The sequence below is a fragment of the Alloyangia pacifica genome, assembly GCF_900116195.1.
GTDB lineage: Bacteria > Pseudomonadota > Alphaproteobacteria > Rhodobacterales > Rhodobacteraceae > Salipiger > Salipiger pacificus.
Map to the genome: position 1 here is coordinate 197,222 of NZ_FOZW01000003.1, position 17,742 is coordinate 214,963.

The 17,742-nt window shown below is 60.2% G+C and carries 13 protein-coding genes and 3 pseudogenes; 8 read left to right on the forward strand and 8 right to left on the reverse strand.

The genetic code is table 11. The annotated features are described in order from the left end of the window. Positions 1–15 precede the first annotated feature (15 nt). A complete protein-coding gene (cysD, locus tag BM397_RS08200) occupies positions 16–921 on the reverse strand; it encodes a sulfate adenylyltransferase subunit CysD (RefSeq protein WP_092430766.1) in 906 nt (301 codons plus the stop codon). A gap of 100 nt (positions 922–1,021) precedes the next feature. Between cysD and BM397_RS08205 the strand changes: the two genes are divergently transcribed. The 4 genes from BM397_RS08205 (at position 1,022) to BM397_RS29905 (ending at position 5,493) form a co-directional block, all read left to right on the forward strand. Beyond that, positions 1,022–2,101 carry a helix-turn-helix transcriptional regulator gene (locus BM397_RS08205; protein WP_092430764.1) on the forward strand — a complete coding sequence of 360 codons (1,080 nt, stop codon included), beginning with the start codon at positions 1,022–1,024 and terminating at the stop codon, positions 2,099–2,101. Positions 2,102–3,195: 1,094 nt separating this feature from the next. Next, positions 3,196–3,798, forward strand: a complete 603-nt coding sequence (locus BM397_RS08210) for a hypothetical protein (RefSeq protein WP_245696253.1) — start codon at positions 3,196–3,198, stop codon at positions 3,796–3,798. Between the two features lie 359 nt (positions 3,799–4,157). Beyond that, on the forward strand, positions 4,158–4,862 hold the full coding sequence (locus tag BM397_RS08215) for an MT-A70 family methyltransferase (RefSeq protein WP_092430760.1): 705 nt from the start codon (positions 4,158–4,160) through the stop codon (positions 4,860–4,862). Between the two features lie 406 nt (positions 4,863–5,268). Continuing rightward, positions 5,269–5,493, forward strand: coding sequence for an HGGxSTG domain-containing protein (locus BM397_RS29905; protein WP_281241978.1), 225 nt, complete (start codon positions 5,269–5,271; stop codon positions 5,491–5,493). Positions 5,494–5,612: 119 nt separating this feature from the next. On the opposite strand, the gene BM397_RS08225 is transcribed toward BM397_RS29905, so the two are convergent. Further along, positions 5,613–5,927, reverse strand: a complete 315-nt coding sequence (locus BM397_RS08225; RefSeq protein WP_092430756.1) for a hypothetical protein — start codon at positions 5,925–5,927, stop codon at positions 5,613–5,615. Between the two features lie 493 nt (positions 5,928–6,420). Here BM397_RS08225 and BM397_RS08235 point away from each other — a divergent pair. From BM397_RS08235 to BM397_RS08245, 3 genes and pseudogenes are all read left to right on the forward strand, one after another. Continuing rightward, positions 6,421–7,442 (forward strand): annotated as a pseudogene (locus tag BM397_RS08235) (IS30 family transposase). A 167-nt stretch (positions 7,443–7,609) separates the two neighbouring features. Beyond that, complete coding sequence (locus tag BM397_RS08240) at positions 7,610–9,379, forward strand: ABC transporter ATP-binding protein (protein ID WP_092430754.1); 1,770 nt, start codon at positions 7,610–7,612, stop codon at positions 9,377–9,379. Then, the gene (locus BM397_RS08245; RefSeq protein WP_092430752.1) at positions 9,376–11,175 is read left to right on the forward strand and encodes an ABC transporter ATP-binding protein; all 1,800 of its coding nucleotides are present in this window, start codon (positions 9,376–9,378) and stop codon (positions 11,173–11,175) included. Before BM397_RS08240 ends, BM397_RS08245 begins: the two co-directional genes overlap by 4 nt. A 553-nt stretch (positions 11,176–11,728) precedes the next feature. Here the strand turns inward: BM397_RS08245 and BM397_RS29645 are convergent. The 4 genes and pseudogenes from BM397_RS29645 to BM397_RS08255 form a co-directional block, all read right to left on the reverse strand. Further along, entirely contained in the window at positions 11,729–12,040 is a 312-nt protein-coding gene (locus BM397_RS29645; RefSeq protein ID WP_245696252.1) for a transposase, read from the reverse strand. After that, positions 11,998–12,300 (reverse strand): hypothetical protein, encoded by a 303-nt coding sequence (locus tag BM397_RS29650; protein ID WP_245696251.1) that lies wholly within the window; start codon positions 12,298–12,300, stop codon positions 11,998–12,000. The genes BM397_RS29645 and BM397_RS29650 overlap by 43 nt, the downstream gene beginning before the upstream one ends. 14 nt (positions 12,301–12,314) lie before the next feature. Further along, a complete protein-coding gene (locus BM397_RS29655) occupies positions 12,315–12,770 on the reverse strand; it encodes an IS110 family transposase (protein ID WP_245696250.1) in 456 nt (151 codons plus the stop codon). A gap of 160 nt (positions 12,771–12,930) precedes the next feature. Further along, positions 12,931–13,129: pseudogene (locus BM397_RS08255) on the reverse strand (transposase); the annotation flags it as partial. Between BM397_RS08255 and BM397_RS29660 the strand changes: the two are divergent. After that, positions 13,122–13,298 (forward strand): annotated as a pseudogene (locus BM397_RS29660) (IS5/IS1182 family transposase); the annotation flags it as partial. The pseudogenes BM397_RS08255 and BM397_RS29660 sit on opposite strands and share 8 nt — an antisense overlap. Positions 13,299–13,377: 79 nt before the next feature. Here the strand turns inward: BM397_RS29660 and BM397_RS08260 are convergent. Together BM397_RS08260 and BM397_RS08265 are read right to left on the reverse strand one after the other, a co-directional pair. Next, on the reverse strand, positions 13,378–16,401 hold the full coding sequence (locus tag BM397_RS08260; protein WP_092430750.1) for a glycoside hydrolase family 99-like domain-containing protein: 3,024 nt from the start codon (positions 16,399–16,401) through the stop codon (positions 13,378–13,380). A gap of 271 nt (positions 16,402–16,672) precedes the next feature. Beyond that, on the reverse strand, positions 16,673–17,662 hold the full coding sequence (locus tag BM397_RS08265; RefSeq protein WP_176806945.1) for a glycosyltransferase: 990 nt from the start codon (positions 17,660–17,662) through the stop codon (positions 16,673–16,675). Positions 17,663–17,742: the final 80 nt, after the last annotated feature.

Genomic DNA, 17,742 nt, shown 5'->3' on the forward strand with positions numbered 1-17,742 from the left:
TCCGGCGCGCGGCGCTCAGAAATAGCCTTCCTGCTTCTTCTTCTCCATCGAGGCGGCCTGGTCGTGGTCGATGGCGCGGCCCTGGCGTTCCGAGGTGGTGGTCAGCAGCATTTCCTGGATCACCTCCGGCAGGGTCTGCGCCTCGCTCTCCACCGCGCCGGTCAGCGGGTAGCAGCCCAGCGTGCGGAAGCGGATCGAGCGCATTTGCGGCTCCTCGCCGTCCTTGAGCGGGAAGCGCTCGTCATCGACCATCAGCAGCAGCCCGTCGCGCTCCACCGTCGGGCGCGGCTGCGAGAAATACAGCGGCACGATCTCGATGTTCTCGAGGTGGATGTACTGCCAGATGTCCAGCTCGGTCCAGTTCGAGATCGGGAAGACCCGCACGCTCTCGCCCTTGGTCTTGCGGGCGTTGTAGAGCCGCCAGAGCTCCGGGCGCTGGTTCTTCGGATCCCAGCGGTGGTTGGCCGAGCGGAAGGAGAAGACGCGCTCCTTGGCGCGGGATTTCTCCTCGTCGCGGCGGGCGCCGCCGAAGGCCACGTCGAAGCCGTACTTGTCGAGCGCCTGCTTCAGACCTTCGGTCTTCCACATGTCGGTGTGCAGCCCGCCGTGGTCGAAGGGGTTGATGCCGCGCTCTTTCGCTTCGGGGTTCTGGTAGACCAGCAGCTCCATGCCCGCGTCCTTGGCGGCCTTGTCGCGCAGCTTGTACATGTCCTGGAACTTCCAGGTGGTGTCGACATGCAGCAGCGGGAAGGGCGGCGGGCTGGGGTAGAAGGCCTTCTTCGCCAGGTGCAGCATCACGGCGCTGTCCTTGCCGACACTGTAGAGCATGACCGGGTTCTCGGCCTCGGCGACAACCTCGCGCAGGATGTGAATGCTTTCCGCTTCCAGGCGCTGCAGGTGGGTGAGGGTCTTTGTGTCCATCGGGAAATCTCTGGTCAGAACTGTACTGATCCCGAGAGCTAACCTTGCGTTTCGCGCCAATAACCCCCCATATGGGGGGTAAATCCGGAAGAAATCGCGAATGTCGGACGAAAGCGAGATCCTGGCGGCGCTGTTTGCCGCATCCTTGGGCAGCGACCCCGAGGACCCGGCGACCTCGGGGGAGGCGCTGTGGCAGGGATTCCTCGCCCGGCTCGCCGCCGCCACCCATGCCGAGAGCGCGCTGCTGCGCCTCGCCTGGCCGGGGCGTCCGGTGCAGGGCTGGCAGATCGGCGCGCCCTGGGAGGGGGTCGAGGAGGCGGTGGTCGAGCGCATGCGCAGCGGCCGGGTCTACTCGCAGGTGGACATTCCCGGTGTCGGGGCGGCGGCCGGATTGGCGGGGCCGGCTGCGGTGGACGGTCGCGGCGCGATGCCGCTGCGGGCGCTGCGCTGGCGCATCGGCCGCGAGGCGCGGGTGCTGATCGCGCTGCGCCGCCGCGGCGAGGATTTCCGCGCCGTCGACGGGCTGCAGCTGGCCAATCTCACCCCCTATCTCGGCGTCGCGCTCACCGGCTGGCGGCAGCTCGAGCAGGCGCGGGCCCGCGCCGCGCTCGACCGGCAGCTGGCGGCGGCGCTGGGGGCGGGCTGGCTGCTCTTCGCGCCCTCGGGGCAGGTGCTGGCCATGGCCGAGGGGCTGGCAGCGCAGCTCGAGGCGCTGGCCGGCATCGCGCTGCGCCCGGACGGGCGGCTGTCGCTTTCCGAGCCGTCGGCGCAGGCGCTGCGCCAGGCGCTGACGACGGCAGCGCGGGACGGGACGGCAAGGGATGGGGTAGGGGGCGCGCCAGGACGGGTGATGCTCTCGGCCGAGCCGGCGGTGGAGCTCTTTTTGTCACCCGAGAGCTTCGGCGGCGAGACCCAGCTGGTCGGCCGGCTGCGCCACGGGCTTTCGGCGCGCGACCTGCCGCCGGGCCGGCTCGCCGCCGGCTTCGGGCTCAGCCGCAGCGAGGCGCGGCTGGTGGCCTGCCTTTGCGACGGGCTCAGCCTCGCCGAGGCGGCGGACGAGCTGGGCTGGACCCAGGAGACCGCGCGCAGCACCTCCAAGCAGGTCTTCGCCCGCATGGGCGTGCGCGGCCAGACCGGCGTGCTGCGCCGGGTGCTGGAGAGCGGGGTGTGGTGGGGCTGAGCGGCTGCCCACACTCCCCTATGGCGACCTCAGGTTTACACATCTTATCATAAGACAACTAAAGAATGTATTTTGACCTAGTTTCCGTTACGTAATCAGGCGGCGGACGAGTGGAAATATCCTCACCGGCATCGCAGGGAACTAAGTTCCCCTAGGGAAATATAAATCTTCAACGCTAGACAAAGAATTCATCTCAACTGCCTGAGGATATGAAGCAATCTGTTTTGGAGGGCTCCATCTCTCACTTTGCGTTGAGGTCACTCATTGGCCAAATGGCCATTTTTTTGAGGAAAGCTAATTCTTAGTGGCCAAATGGACAATGAATCCAATGTGTTGACTCAAATTTTTACGAAGTCTAGGGACTTCTCGCCGCGCCCAATATGGCACGACGTTGTTAGATTTACCTAGATTGGCGAGCCAGCCGTAAAGCAGATATGGCGCGAGCTGACCTGCCGTTTTACCCGCAATGAAAACGCAAACACCCCGCTCTCAGTCGAAAGCGGGACTGGCCTAGCTATGCTCGACGCATGCATCGGTCGTCAGACGAGAGAAAAGAAGTTGATATCAAGACGAAGCATCCCACCCTCCTGGCTTTCGGAGTTGGCTCCATCTTTCGTGCTCCTTCAAAGGATGTTCGGCGTCCCAGCGGTGCCCCCGGGATCGCACACATATGGAACACTGCGCTGGGCGCGAATGCCGTACGCAATCAAAGCAGGACCGCGCGCCACAAGACACCCTTTGAAGACGTCTAGCCACCACCACAGAGCTGCCGATCCGTCTGTCTGCTGCGGGTGTGGGTTACCTTGGATGTACCGGAGCATGGAAAATTCTGAGACCGTTTCCTGCGATCATCCTGCTTCCGCCCCCGTTTGTGAGGAGCAGTGTCGAGTGTGCTCCACATGGGGCTGTTGGCTGATGGCCTGTGTTCAAAGGGGCGATCTTCGTGCGCTGGGCTGCGCGCACGATCCAACCGCCGCACGGCATTCGAAGAAAAGGAGCGCATGCTGCGCGATGCCTCATCCAAGCGTAGTGGGCCTTTCTTCGCTTCGTGACGCCGCCAACGCCGACGAGGTCATTTGATGCCCGGACAGCCCATGCCCAGACCAGTCGATACGGATGACTTGCCCGAATATCCAATCTCGGCAAGTGATCGGTTGGACTCGCATTTCTTCATCTCGTGGAACCTGAAGCGTTGGCGGAAGAGTGTTCTTCGCCGGTTGGCGGAGCCCGAGGTGGGCTGGTACGCTTTCCAGCTGATCTGTGAGGCGCATGACGAGACACCGGTGGGGACGCTGCCGACGGATGAACGCCTGTTGACCGAAGCAGTAGGTGTGAGCCTCGATCGCTGGCGGCAGCTTTGTAAGCGGGACATTACCCCGCTGCACAACTGGTACTTTGTGCGCTGCGATAATGGCGAAATCAGATACGCGCATCCAGTTGTGCAGGAAGTCGCTCTCAAGGCGCTGAATTCTCGGCGGAAGAGCTTGGATGACATGGAGCAGCGTCGTTATGCGAAGCGCCTGAAAGACCTAGGCGACATGATCGAGCACAGGATCAAAGCACCGCAAGTGCTGCGCGTGCCGGGCTTTCTCGAAGCGTTCAACGCATGGCTCGAGGAGCATTATCCCGGGGTGCGGCGAACTGAGGGTTTCATTCATCGGGCGCTGAGCGACTACCAGTTGAAAATGTCTCCATAACGGGGGCTCTCGTTCCGAGACTTTCTGTTACCGTCACAGAAAGTCCCGGAACGTCACGAAACTGAAACGGAGGAACACGGAATAGTCCGTGTATCTCTGCTTTCTATGACGGTCGCGCTCCATTTTTTCCGGAATTTCCGTTCCGCCTGAAAGGAAAAGAGAAAGAAAAAGAGAAAGAGAAAGAAACGATAGTACCGCAGCGCCTCACTCTGAAGGAGATGCCTGTGGATAACTCACGGTTGCCGAGAAAAGGGACTGGCTTGCTCGGCAACTCAGCCATCATCGGAACGGAGCGGACAGTCGCCCGCCATGGGCGGCGTCCCCAGTCCGATCTCCACAAAGAACTCAAGGTACGACACATGAACAAAGCCGTGAGCGCGGCAGCTGACCTGCGCGCTTTCCTGGAAGGGCAAACCTTCGGATGCATCATGGCGGACCCGCCCTGGCGCTTCCAGAACCGGACGGGGAAGGTAGCGCCTGAGCACAAGCGGCTGGCGCGCTACCCGACGCTCGATCTGGATGAGATTTGCGCCCTGCCGGTGGCAGAGCATCTCGAGGAGCGTGCGCATTGCTATCTCTGGGTGCCCAACGCTCTGCTTCCGGAGGGCTTGCAGGTTCTCGATGCCTGGGGGTTCAAGTACACCAGCAACATCGTTTGGCAGAAGGTGCGCAAAGACGGTGGCCCGGATGGGCGCGGTGTCGGGTTCTACTTCCGGAATGTCACCGAGCTCCTCCTCTTCGGGACCCGGGGCAAGAACGTGCGGACCCTGGCGCCCGCCCGGAGCCAGGTGAACTTTATTCCGCCGGGGTCGCCGAAAGAGTATCTCCCCTTGCCGGACGGCGATCTGATAGCGACGCGCAAACGCGAACACAGCCGCAAACCGGACGAGCAGTACCCGATCATCGAGCAGTGCAGCTGGGGACCCTATCTCGAGCTCTTTGGCCGAGGCCGGCGTGAAGGTTGGACTGTCTGGGGCAACCAGGCGGAGGACGACTACCGGCCCACCTGGAGCACCTATGGCTACAACTCAGCGACGGGTGATCCCTCGGTGTCGGGGACCTAGGCTCTTGACTGCACGGAGACCGAGACAGGCAGGACGATGGCTGACGAGCGAGCGGGACCGCGCTGGGCAGCGTCGTTCCGGAAGTCCCCACCTAGCAGAAGACCGACGAGGCCAAATGGACCAATTTCTGTCGCTATCTCCGCCTTGCGCCTCAGTCGCCATGCCCAACTTCCATGGGGTCTTAGGCTAATGCTGACATTTGGTAAGGTTTTGGTCGGTGAGTAGAAAATTCAACCGCTACCTCAAAGACCTGGAGCGGAGCTACCAAGAAGCCGTGGAGCGGAGCTACCGAGAAGCCGTGGAACGTTTCAAGTTTCCGCCCATTCCGATCTGCCCTTACCCCCAATTCATGGGAAAAAAGCGTGCGCTGGCCTGCTACGACTGCTCCGAGACGTCTTGTCGCAAGATGCATGAAATCGGGCTCGACAAGCAGGGCACGCCGTTGCCGCCCTCGAAGCGCCCCAGATGCGGCGCGAATACCCGCGCGGACGGGGCGTGTCGCTGGCCGGTTGTCGCGGGCAAGCGGCGCTGCCGGTTTCATGGTGGTGCCTCGACAGGACCCAAAACCACCGCAGGCCGCGCGCAAGTCGCCGAGGCACAGCGAAAGCGTTGGTCGCGTCATCCCGGGTAATTGCGCGGAAATGGCTCTCGGAGAAGGTCGCTGGGCGCGGCAGCGCCAAGCAATCATCGCCTGGACCTAGACTGGCAAGACACCCAAGCGGGCCAGCGATCGCGGGATCCTCTAGGGTCTCAGTCAGAGCGGCCGTAGAGTTCTTCGACGACGATCAGGTGGCGCTGCAGAAAGGCGCGCCAATGCGCCTGCAGCCGCGCGGAATCGGTATCCTGCTGCGAGACGCTGTGCTCGCCGCCCTCGTGGCTCTGCATCACGAAGCGCTGCCGGCGCGCGTCGCACTGCAGCGAGGCGCCGAGCCAGTGCACGGTGCCGCCGGTGCTGACGAACGCGTGCATCGCCTCGTCGATCCTGTCGGTATGCACGTGCAGCGGTGCGCCGATGCTGTCGAGCGCCTCGGGTTCTTCCGGGGACTGGGAAGGGGTCTTCTTCATGTGGTCATTCTCTTCGTACTCGGCACCGCGAGGGCGTGCATCCCCGGTTTCAACGCGCCGCGCCGCCCGGCTCCGGGTGCCCGTGGCGGGGCCCGGCGCGACCGCTGTCTTTGCCGATGTCTTGAGAGGTCGTGACGGGACGGGTGGGCACGGGACGCCGGGCGTTCTGCACGGTTCGGCAGTCCTGAAATAGGTCTGACCTAGGGTCATGCAAGTAGATCGCCTACATCACCGTCTTCCACGTCCTACATACGACAACTGGTGGCTTCCCCGAGCGCAGGCGCACTTGCAGCACTACGTATCCCGCGATCAACCGGAAACAAAGAACGGGGTTGGGGATTATTCGGAGGTGTTGTGGGGGTGGGTTTGTCCGTCACGCATCAATATATAACATAATATTGACTATCAGATTTATTTGTGTAAGGGGTGCGCGCTACCCTCAAGTGCGACTCCCATTAGAAAACAGATGGTTATCTAATGGAGAGAGTCTGCCATGGGAGCGGTTTACGCGCAACTGAGCGTCAAGGAACGTGTCCAGATCGAACGCTGGAAGCTGGCAAAGGTCCCTGTTCGGGAGATGGCCCGCGTGCTGCAGCGCTCGAAAGCCACCATTTACCGCGAGATCAAGCGGAACTGGTTCAGCGATGAGTGCCTGCCGGGCTATGATGGCTACTATGGCGCCGCTGCGCATCGGCAGGCCACCGATCGGCGCGCCCGCTAGCGCAAGCTGATCCGGCATCCGCAGCTTCGAAATCAGGTCGTTGAGCGCATCAAGAACGGCTGGACCCCCGAGCAGATCGGCAACCGCTTGATCCACGAAGGTGCGACGCTCCGGGTCTGCCAGGAGACGATCTACCGGTACATCTACTTTAAGGAAGGTATGGCGCAGGAGCTCTGGTGGTACCTGCCCGAGCACCGCAGGGCTCGCCGTCCGCGCCGAGCCCGCAAGCGCCGCGCGCCAAAATTCGACCGTGATGTCAGTATCCTGTTCCGCCCGGACGACGTCGCACACCGCAGGGAATTCGGTCACTGGGAAGGCGATTTGATGCTGTTCAAACAATCGCTTGGCCAGACCAACGTGACCTCTCTCGTCGAACGTGTCAGCCGCTTCACTGTGCTGCTGAAGAACGCGAACAGGCGTACGAAACCGGTCATGACCGAGATCGTGAAGGCGGTGCGGGATCTGCCTGTGGCGGGCCGCAGGTCAATCACCTTCGACCGCGGCACGGAATTCGTTTCATGGCCGCACCTGCAGGCTCAGCTCGGAACCCAAACGTGGTTCTGCGACCCCTCCTCGCCCTGGCAGAAAGGCACAGTCGAGAACACCAACCGCCGGCTCCGCCGCTGGCTTCCAAGGCAGCGTGACGTCGCTGCCATGACGGAGCTCGAGCGGAAGCAGCTCTGCGACCAGCTCAACAACACGCCCGTAAGTGCCTCGGCTGGAGGACTCCTGCCGAGGCCTTTCGCGAAAAGATCATGGAGGAAATCGGCCGACGTCCCTACCGTCGAAAGTAATGGGAATCGCGCTTCAAGTAGCGCACACACTCGAAAGCCACCAATCTGTGCCCCCCGGTGGTTGCGCGAATGTCGGAGCACGAGGGCACGTCCAGCTAAGGCTTGCGACTTTGGAACGAACCTGATTAAGACGCGAGCGATGCGCGACAGGGAGTTCAGGTCAGACGATGTTGGATGACAGGGAAATCTCTTCGCTGGAAGCCCTTTCCAACGGCTGGCGGGTCATCCGCGAAGCGCTGCCTCCCCTCTGGAAGACCTATGCGATCTCGGTCGTCTGCATGGTCGGCGTGGCCTTCTTTACCGGGGCGCTGGCGAATTCGACAAAGACCATCGTGAATGGTGTCTTTGTCGATGCCACACCCGGTGCGGCCTGGCGCGTGGCCGGGCTGGTGATCGCGATCTCTGCCGCGAAAAGTCTCATGACCTATGGCAGCGCGCTGATCGCGGCCATTTTCAACCGGTCGATTTCGATCACCTACCAGAAGAAGCTGTTCGAACATATCCTCAACCAGGACGTGGCCTATCTGGCCCGTGAGCATCCGCCGCGCCAGATGGCAGTGCTGATGCAAATCGGGCGCTCCGCGGGCCGCGTGGTGATGGGCGTGTGCAACAGGGCAGTTGTCGAGGTGCTGACCCTGATTGCGCTGCTGGGCGTCATGGTGATGCAGGATCCCGGCATGACGCTGTTGTGCGGCGTCGTGTTTCCGCTGATCTTCTGGCTGGTGTCGCACCTTTCGAAAAAGATCAGGAGCGCGACCAAGCGCGAGCTGAAGCTTGCCGGGCGCTATTTCGAGGTCGGATCGGAGATTTTTGACGGAATCAAAACCGTCAAGAGTTTCCAGATGGAAGAGGCCTCCATCGCGCGGTTCGATGCCGCTGTCGACAAGGCGGAGAAACGCGTGCTGCATGTGGCGCGTATCAGTGCCACCACCGTGCCGATGATGGAGCTCCTGGGCGGTCTGGTGATCGGGCTTTTCGTGGTCTATGGGGCCTGGCAGACAGCAGACGGCAGCCGCACGCCGGGAGAATTCGCCGCCTTCATCACCGCCTTCCTGATGGCCTACCAACCGGCGGAACGCCTGTCCAGGATCTGGGTGGACATGCAGAAACAGATGGTTCTGGTCACGCAGATGTACGATGTGCTTGATCGGGAACCGGTGCGGATGCGCTATGGCACGGCCGACCTGCCCCGCGCCCATACCCCGGAGATCGCGCTGCAGGATGTGTCGTTTCGCTATGGCGAGGACGCGGCCGCTCTGACGGGAGTCAGCACGGTGATCCCCGCAGGCGAACGCGTGGCGGTGGTCGGCTCCTCCGGCGCGGGAAAGACCACGCTGATCGACATCCTCCAGCGGTTCTACGACCCGCAGGAGGGGAAGGTCACGTTGGATGGCACGGACATCAGGGACATCAGCCACGAGGCCCTGCACCGCTCGATCGCCTTCATTTCGCAGGACGTCTTCCTGTTCGACGGCACGCTCGCCCAGAACATCGCCGACGGGAATCCGGATGCCTCGCGGGAGGATATCGAACAGGCGGCCCGGCGCGCCTGCCTGGAGGACGTCATTGCGACCCTGCCCAAGGGGCTCGACAGCCCGGTGGGGCCGAATGGACAGGCGCTGTCGGGCGGCCAGCGGCAGCGGCTCGCAATCGCGCGGGGCATCGCCAAGAAGGCGAGCATCTACATCTTTGACGAAATCACCAGCGCCCTGGACCCGGAGAACGAGCGCGCCATCATGGCCTCGGTCATCGCGGCGCTCGATGGGGCCACGCTGATTTTCGTGACCCACCGGCCGTCGACGCTGGCCTATGTGGAGCGGGTCATCGTCATGTCGGAAGGCCGGCTGGTGGCGAGTGATACGCCCGCGGCGCTGGCGCAAGACAACCCCGCGTTCAACAGCTTGTTCGAAGACACCACGCCAGGACATGCCGGATGAGTGACCTCCCCGAAAGCCCTGCACCCGCGCAACCCGCCAAAGACGTGCCGATCTCCACTCGGGAGGCGCTGCGCCATGGCACCCGGCTCCTGCGCGAAGTCGTGCCCCTGCGCTGGAAGGCCATCGCGCTGACCCTCCTGTGTGTCGTCGGCGTGTCCGGTTTTACCGGGGCTCTGGCAAATTCGACAAAGCTCGTGGTGGACGATGTCTTCGGTGCCGGTCATCAGGGTGCCGCGCTGCGGGTGGCCTTGATCATCATCGGTGTCGCTATTGGCAAGAGCTTCTTCCAATACTTCACTGAAGTGATGAACGTCGTCCTGAAACGCTCGGTTTCGGTGGGCTACCAAAAGCAGCTTTTTGCGACGGTCATTCGCCAGGAATTGGGGTTCTTCAGTAATCAGCATGCCGCGACGCAAATGGTCATGGTGCAGATGCTCGGTCAGTCGGCGGGGCAGGCGGTGGTCGACGTTTGCAACCGCATGACGGTCGAAATCCTGACGCTTTTGGCGCTGTTCACGGTCATGGTGTTGCAGGACCCCGTTCTGGCGTTGTTTGCCTGCCTCTGTGTGCCTCCGATCCTCTGGCTGGTCTCGCGGCTGTCGCAGCGCATTCGTACGCTCGCCACCACCGATGCAGGCCTTGCCGCAATGTTCTTCAGCGTCGGTTCAGAGGTGCTGCGCGGGATAAAGACGGTTAAAAGTTTCCAGCTCGAACGCAAGTCCGTGGCCCGGTTCAACACGGCAATGGAGGCCCTGGAAGAGCGCGGACTGCAATTTGCCCGGGTCACGGCCTCGACGGTTCCGATCATCGAGTTCCTGGGTGGGCTGATGATCGGCAGCTTCGTGGTGCTGGCCTCCTGGCTGATCGCGAGCACGGACCGCACGGCCGGCGAATTCACCGCCTTCCTCACCGCCTTCCTGATGGCCTACAAGCCGGCCGAACGGCTTTCGGCGGTTTGGGTGGAGGTGCAGAAAAGTCTCATGTTCGTCCGGCAGATGTACGGCCAGCTGGACCGCGCGCCGCAGGAAAAGCCCTATGGCACGAGGACGCTCGACGGGGCTGCCCCCTCCGTCACCCTGACCGACGTCTCGTTCAGCTACGGTGAAGGAGCGCCGGCCCTGCGCGATGTCAGCCTGTCGATCGCACCGGGGGAGCGGATCGCCGTCGTCGGCAGGTCGGGAGCAGGAAAGTCCACGCTGATCGACATCCTGCAACGGTTCTACGATCCGCAACAGGGGCAGGTCGCCCTCGGCGGCATCGACCTGCGGGAGCTGTCGCGCGAGGGGCTGCATGATGCGGTGGCGCTGATCTCGCAGGATGTGTTCCTGTTTGATGGCTCGCTGGCGGAAAATATCGCCCACGGCCACCCCGGCGCCTCCCGCGCGCAGCTCGAGCGCGCCGCCCGGATTGCCCAGCTCGATAGCCTGATCGCGCGCCTTCCGGATGGGCTCGACAGCCCGGTCGGGCCGAACGGCAGCGCCCTGTCTGGCGGCCAGCGTCAGCGCCTGAGCATCGCACGCGGTGTCGCCAAGCAGGCCAAGGTCTATATCTTCGACGAGATCACCAGCGCGCTGGACGGCGCCAACGAACGCGCGGTGATGGCAGCGCTGGTGTCGGAACTGAAGGACGCGACGCTGATCTTCGTGACGCACCGCGCTTCGACCTTGGCTTATGTGGATCGGGTGCTCGTGCTCGCCGACGGGCAGGTGGCCGGCTTCAACGTGGCAGACCGTCTGATGCAGGAGTGCCCGGCCTTCCGCGCGCTGTTTCAGGTGCCCGAAGACCCTCAGGGCTAATTCTGACGACCACGGCGTTGAGTGGTTCGCGATACAGGTCCGCGCGACGCAGGTTCATATTCCGCAACGCAGGATTGAGGCTTCCGTCACTGTTCGACGTTGTTACGCAAATGCTCCGGAAAGATCCACGTTGTGAACTCAGCGTGGTAGCTGGCCTGCCTAAGCAGGACAGCGAAGATGACGTACAAGACCGCGAACTATCGCAGCAACAATCAGGCGCTGAGGCAGTGAGATTCGCTGACCGTCTGGTTTATTACTTGATGTTTGCTACTTGATGCAGGGGGACGCTGTCATGTTCGGCGATGATGTCCCAGAAGGTTTTCTAATCGCCTTGGTCAAGTGCTGATCTCATTCCTGGTCCTCCTGCGTGCCGGGCTCTTGGGTTCTCTCCGGGATCACCGCGATGGGTGCCGCATGCTTGCGTTCAGGGTAGGGCAGATCGAAGTGGTGCGCGCGGTCAAGTCCGCTGTCCTTGGAGCGATCTTGCCTTCGCCGCGCGTCCCGGCTGGACGCATTCGGGTGTGGCGAATTCGGCGTCGTGGATCTGGCTGGTTCAGATGGTGGTTTCCTCCTGGAAGGGTGTGCCGGCGCGCCACATGGCGTGCAGCGTGTCAGCCCGTTTCCTGGCCAGCGCTACCTTTGCCTTCTGCGGTCCGGTGCGTTCTGCGATTGCCTTGGCCCAGTCGCGGAGGCGCCCGCCACCGAGCTTCGGACAGTAGATCCCGTTTGCCCTCTTGAAGAGGCATTTCCTGGTGAAGGTATTGCCGCGCTTCGAGATGCGACCGTTCCCGCTGATCTCGCCCGTCTCGTAACGGCGCGGCGTCAGGCCAAGGTAGGCCCGGCACTCGACGAGCGACGGAACCATCCGGCATCGTCGAACGCCGCGACGACTGCCATCGCAGTAATCGGTCCGACGCCCGGTGTGATCATCAGCAAGCGGACCGTCTGATGGCGTCTGGCAATCACACGGATCCGGCGATCGAGATCGGCGATCCTGACCAAGATTTCGCGCCGGGCCTGCATCAGGGCCTTGAATACAGGCACGAGCTCGGGCGAGACCGCAAGATCGCGTGCGATGATCTCCTCAGCACGGCGCTTGGAGCCGCCGACCTGCTTGCCGAACATCACGCCAAAGGTCTTCAACGGCCCCGGACTTCATTCTCCAGCCGGACGCGCATGCTGACTAGCGTATCCCGCGCAGTCAGCAAGGCGCGTGTCACATAGGCGTCGTGGCTCTTGATCTGCACGGCCCGGAACCAGCCGGTCCGGACGATCTGCACCAAGCCTCGGGCATCCAGCCTGTCCGTCTTGTTCGGCATCATTTTGAGCACGACATTGGCGTGGCGGGCATCGAGGCAAAGGACCGGCAGCCCGCGCTCGGTCAGTGCATTCCAGAGCCAGATGGCCAACGGACCCGTCTCCATGCCTACCCGTTCCATCTCGACCGGTTGCCCTGCGAGCCACGCCGAGATCGCGTCTGGACAGGTCCGCACGTTGGCCTCTGCCAGTACGGTTCCCGCGCCCTCGACCACGCAGATCGCCGTCAGATCTTGTGAGACATCAAGTGCCGCAAATACGTTCATCGTCGCCTCCATGTTCACTACTCAGCGACACGCTGAGCTGCGGTCATCCTGCCCACGGTATGGAGCGGGTGGGACATGGCGATTACGCTAAGTGGTGTAGGAGCGCCGACCTTCTGAGAGGTCAGGGTCTGTCAGGTTGCCACGGCGGGCAACCTGACTATGGGATTGTCCGGGCCCCGAGCGAAGGTTTCTTCTCGCGCAGGGCCTCTGCCACGACCTCCCATTGCGCCTCGGCGTCGGACTTGGTCTCCTTCGCGAAGATCGTCTTCAGCATGGCCGCGACCGCCGTGCGCTACTTGGCAGGAGCATGTGCCAGGGCATTGCGCATCTAATGAATAGCGGCGGCGCTGGTGGGTGGCATTGAAGACACGCGAGACACCTGTCAGAAATGATAAGCGCCGCTGGAGGCGGAAAAACCGCACCGAGATCATGTTCGGTAAGCTCAAGAATCGGAGGCGCGTAGCGAGCCGTTACGATCGCTGCCCAATAGTCTTCCCCATTGTTATCGTGCTATCTGAAACCCTCATCTATTTGTCATGAATCCTGGCCCAATCCGGTAGCTGCCGCCGACGTTTGTCGGCAACAGCTGCCGAGCTTTTAAGCTCGCAAAGTCGCGTCGTCACACAACGCCTAGCTTATAGCCAGACCTGCGAACAAGATTAATAAATATGCGCTCTATTGCGTGGGGCACGGTGCCATCTGCTAGCCCTCTCTCAATGTCGAATACACTATCCTTCAAAGTCAGAAGAGGGGAAATGGCTGAGGGATCGACCCAGAACATTGTACCAGCAATGAACTTATCATCTTCGAAATGAAGGCCAATCTTTTCTGAAACATACTCAACATTACTCTTGTTAAGAAACATGTTTGCCGTGTTGTGGTCAACGATCGAATCTTGGGCCGCCAAGATACCCAACTTTGCATCTTGTTCGAAACGTTCGGTCAAATCCGGATCAATAAGCGCTGTCAGCATGTTAATCCGTAGGGTGTCACCATCCGCACGATAAACTGATTTCTTGCCATGTACCTTGCAGATGGCGCGATATTTCAGGTGTGCGATCCGTTTCATCATCATCAAGAATGGGCGTACATCGCGACCGCGATTGTCCACCAATTCAACAACCGCATCCGGCATCGAAGATTTGACAACGGTCGCGACTTCTTCGCTAGTTGTCGTCACGTACACGTCCAAGGTGCCTTCTGAAAATTTTTCCACGCAATTTTGAATGTCGCTCCATGTTTCGGCGTAATGGATATGAGCAACCAGAGCGTATTTTCTATTGGTTTTCTCCGGAACACATGGCGAGATAAATGGCTTTGCGGAGGCGGGATATTTCGCAATGACTTGGCGTGTTGCTTCGAGATAGCCGTATCCGTATCTCTGATCAGGCTCAAGGTGGGCTCCTTCTGCCCACTCGTTCCATGCATTGACGAAGACGATCCTCTCATCGTCCGTCCGGTTTTCGTCTTTTGCTGCGGCTTCCATATTAGAACTAAGCCACTGACTATATCGCGTAAGGCTAAAGTCCTCGAAAACAGAGGATTTCAAGCCGCGGCGTGCCGTGTTGTCCCAAGAAAGCATGCTTGTCCGGAAGACTGTGGTTTCCGAGGGAGGCTTTCTGACCTCGTTCGCGACCAAAGCATCGTAATCAAAGATTCCACCCTTAAAGTCGGGGTTTAGGCCTGCCACGTCTTTGGTCACATTCGACGCTTTGATTGCATGTGGTGGAAACTCCATCAATGCGTCAAGACCAAGTTCCTCAGGCGACAGGTCAGCAGAGATTTGAGCAGACACAACGTAGAGGCCACCCAAGTTCATACGTTCCGCCTGTTCGCGCCACATTTGAACGGTTTTCTTGAAGTCGGGTATGAGATGTGCTCGATACACGATAAACAAGGGTTTTCCGTCAATTTTGATATATCTGGGGTCTTCCATGAAAGACTTCAGGTAATCCAGCATGGCAGCCGAATCATCGAGCGAATGATCTTGGGCGATCAGCACCTCTTCGTCGAGCCCATCCCAACGTCTCGTCCAATTTTCATTAGCCCAAATCATGCAAAACGGCATGTCGATGTTTGGATTGTCCCGCATGGCTTCCAAGGGTCCGTCCATAAGACGTTTGCCCGCGAACCAATAAAAATAATACGCGAATCCGGAGATCCCATAATTTTTTGCTAATTTCGCTTGCTCTTCCATGACATCAGGCACGCGTAGGTCATAATACCCTAGATGAATTGGACAATGAGGCTGATGGTGACCTGGAAACAGAGGGTTTGCCTTTCCAACGTTGGTCCACTCTGTGAACCCTTTTCCCCACCACTCATCGTTTTCCGGGAAAGGATGAAACTGAGGAAGGTAGAAGGCAATTGTCCTAACCACCGATTCCAAAGTCTCGTGGGCCACGTAATCATGAAATCCTTCTTCAATGCCCGAATACTTGACTACAGGCATGTCAATTCCGAAACCATACTTTCCATAAGGTGGAATAACATCGGGATGACGGTAGTCATTTGTCGGCAAGAAATGAGCGTGCGCTCCCCGCGTCTCGGAACTGAGAACGTTGAGCTGCTCATTATCAGACTGAATTTTTTTAACAAACTCTGGAATTTCGAACGACTTTGGCCAACGTTTCTTTTTTCGTCCACGCCGCATCCTCAGGATATTGGACCAGTGTCGGAAGGGACCTGTCCGGCGCCACCATTTACTTTGGAGTAAGTCGTTTGCTTGTTTGGTCGTGTTCAGAAGGTGTCCGATCAATTGAATTATAGTTTGATCCTTTTGCGCTGCAATGAGGGCACTTCTCTCCTTCACCTCTTCAATCGCGGCCTTAGCCAGTTTAATCTCGGCCTCAGCCTTTTTAATCTCGGAGTCAGCCTTTTTAATCTCGACCTCAGCCAGGTACGGCTCCAAAGGATTGCCCGGAATTTCGAAAGCTGAGTTCGGAATTGATGGAAGTACGCCATCTGACGCTACAATCAGGTCATATCTGGCATCTGGCACCCCGGCGCACTCACTATTACCGGAAAATATAAGAAATTTTGAGGTTTGATCGTTTCCAATTAAGGACGCAGCGCTAAGTCGTTGACCATAGTGTCTGTGATTTGAAAAGTTTCGCCCAACGAGCTCAATGAATTCGTCTGTATAGAGCTCGCGCACGTGGAAAGGATTGTTATATTTAGGCTTGTCGGTGTATTCTAACTTGTTGGGACTTGAAATCATCAAGGTCCCATTGGGTCGCAGGACCCGACGAATCTCGGACATCATCTGATCGTGATCTTCTAGATGCTCGATCGTCTCGAAGGATACAACCAAATCAACCGATGCGTCTGGCAGTGGAATATTCGTTGCACTTCCCTGCCGGAAGGATGCGCGCGGATTTTGGTATGAAAGACTTGCGTGTTTCACGGCAATTTCATTGATATCCACCCCTATCACCGATTTAGCGCGAGTCGCTAAGATATCGGTTCCGTACCCCTCTCCGCAGGCAATATCCAGAACATCCAAGCCTTCCGCAATACTGCGCGCCAGTTGATATCTATGCAAATGCTCAAGCTCAATTGTTCCAGAGAATACCCCTGGCAAATGTCTTTCTCCATCCGGTGGAATACTCGCGGTTACGTGGGAATTGTGTTTATTCGTCATACTCTTTTTCCAGGTCCAAGCTCAACGAGTTGCTGTTTTGCGAACGCCAGTATCTGCGAAGCTCTCAATGTGTGGAGTTACACCGAGCATTCATCCCGCCGCGGCCACTGCCAGTTGATGTTTAAGCGGGTCGCTACAGTTTGTGCAATGATCCCCTCGCGCCACGGTTTCGCCTCACGTAGAATGCGGAGCGATGAGAACGGCGGTGCAAAATTCGTCCACGGTGGCCGCGGGATAGTTCTGCTGTGGGCGGCGTCTTTTCTTCTCGCTGTCATACCCCGACATTGAGCTTCTTGCGCAAGCGGGCGCGCACGCGCATCGACTCCCGCAGCGCTGCCCAGGAACGCAGGCGCGACCAGCGGTCACAGCCGGGATCGCGCAGAATCCGGATGCCGTAGTCGACCTTGGCCAGCTCTGCCGCGACCACGTCTTCCAGCTCTGCAGCGCCGATGGTGCGGCAGTCGCGCAGCCGCTGGCGCAGCGTGGCGGAGCGCAGGTCGAGCTTCTTCAGCAGCCTTTGCGTGCGCGCCTCCAGGGCACTGGCCGGCAGGTCGCGGAGGCTCTCCATGGTCGACAGTCCGACCCCCACGCGGTACTCGATCAGCGGCTCGGGCACATGCGCCACGCCCCCGGTCATAAGGGCCCGGAAGCAGAAGATCAGGTCGTCGAAGGTCGGCGCCTCGACGATCGGGCCAAATCGGGTCATCAGCTCCGGGCGCCAGGCACAGGTCGCCCCGGTACAAAGCGCCATCGCCTTCGCAGCCTGGGTGATCGGCATGGTGTCGAGCGCGTCCCGGCGGCTGTTGATCGCCCCCGTGCGAGCGCCTGCGGCGTCGATCTCGAAGGCGTCGGAGTGGATCAGCAGCGCGGGGGTCTCCTGCGCCACGGCCATCAGTCGCGAGACCCGCGTCGGCAGCGAGATGTCGTCACCGGCATTGTAGACGATGAGCTCCCCCCGGCAGAGCGAGAAAATGTGGTTGAGATGGCCGATGAAGCCCATGTTGGGGGTGTTGCGGTTGAGCCGGATCGCATGTGGCCCGGCGTAGCCCGCCACGGCGCGTTCGATGATCGCAAAGGTGTCGTCACCGGAGCCGTCATCGGAGAAGACGATCTCGAGGTTGGGGTAATCCTGCGCCAGCGCCCCGGCGACGGTCTCCGCGATGAACCCGGCCTGATTGTAGCTCATGACCACGAGGGACACGAGGGGCGCGGCGACCGATCCGGTCCCGACTTCCTGTCTGGTTTCGCTGTCGTCTGTCATGGCATGCACGAGACGTTCATCACTACGCGGGTCATGGTCTTGGCTTCCTAGCCGAAAAGCCGGGAAGTTTCGAAAAAAAC

What these genes read in the sequence shown, in the direction of transcription:
- BM397_RS29905 (WP_281241978.1), top strand. Translation starts at nt 5,269, where the DNA reads ATGCATGAAATCGGGCTCGACAAGCAGGGCACGCCGTTGCCGCCCTCG.
- BM397_RS08260 (WP_092430750.1), bottom strand. Translation starts at nt 16,401, where the DNA reads ATGACGAATAAACACAATTCCCACGTAACCGCGAGTATTCCACCGGAT.
- BM397_RS08265 (WP_176806945.1), bottom strand. Translation starts at nt 17,662, where the DNA reads ATGACAGACGACAGCGAAACCAGACAGGAAGTCGGGACCGGATCGGTC.
- BM397_RS08225 (WP_092430756.1), bottom strand. Translation starts at nt 5,927, where the DNA reads ATGAAGAAGACCCCTTCCCAGTCCCCGGAAGAACCCGAGGCGCTCGAC.
- BM397_RS08240 (WP_092430754.1), top strand. Translation starts at nt 7,610, where the DNA reads ATGTTGGATGACAGGGAAATCTCTTCGCTGGAAGCCCTTTCCAACGGC.
- BM397_RS08210 (WP_245696253.1), top strand. Translation starts at nt 3,196, where the DNA reads ATGCCCAGACCAGTCGATACGGATGACTTGCCCGAATATCCAATCTCG.
- BM397_RS08245 (WP_092430752.1), top strand. Translation starts at nt 9,376, where the DNA reads ATGAGTGACCTCCCCGAAAGCCCTGCACCCGCGCAACCCGCCAAAGAC.
- BM397_RS29655 (WP_245696250.1), bottom strand. Translation starts at nt 12,770, where the DNA reads ATGGAGGCGACGATGAACGTATTTGCGGCACTTGATGTCTCACAAGAT.
- BM397_RS29645 (WP_245696252.1), bottom strand. Translation starts at nt 12,040, where the DNA reads ATGGTTCCGTCGCTCGTCGAGTGCCGGGCCTACCTTGGCCTGACGCCG.
- BM397_RS08215 (WP_092430760.1), top strand. Translation starts at nt 4,158, where the DNA reads ATGAACAAAGCCGTGAGCGCGGCAGCTGACCTGCGCGCTTTCCTGGAA.
- cysD (WP_092430766.1), bottom strand. Translation starts at nt 921, where the DNA reads ATGGACACAAAGACCCTCACCCACCTGCAGCGCCTGGAAGCGGAAAGC.
- BM397_RS08205 (WP_092430764.1), top strand. Translation starts at nt 1,022, where the DNA reads ATGTCGGACGAAAGCGAGATCCTGGCGGCGCTGTTTGCCGCATCCTTG.
- BM397_RS29650 (WP_245696251.1), bottom strand. Translation starts at nt 12,300, where the DNA reads ATGTTCGGCAAGCAGGTCGGCGGCTCCAAGCGCCGTGCTGAGGAGATC.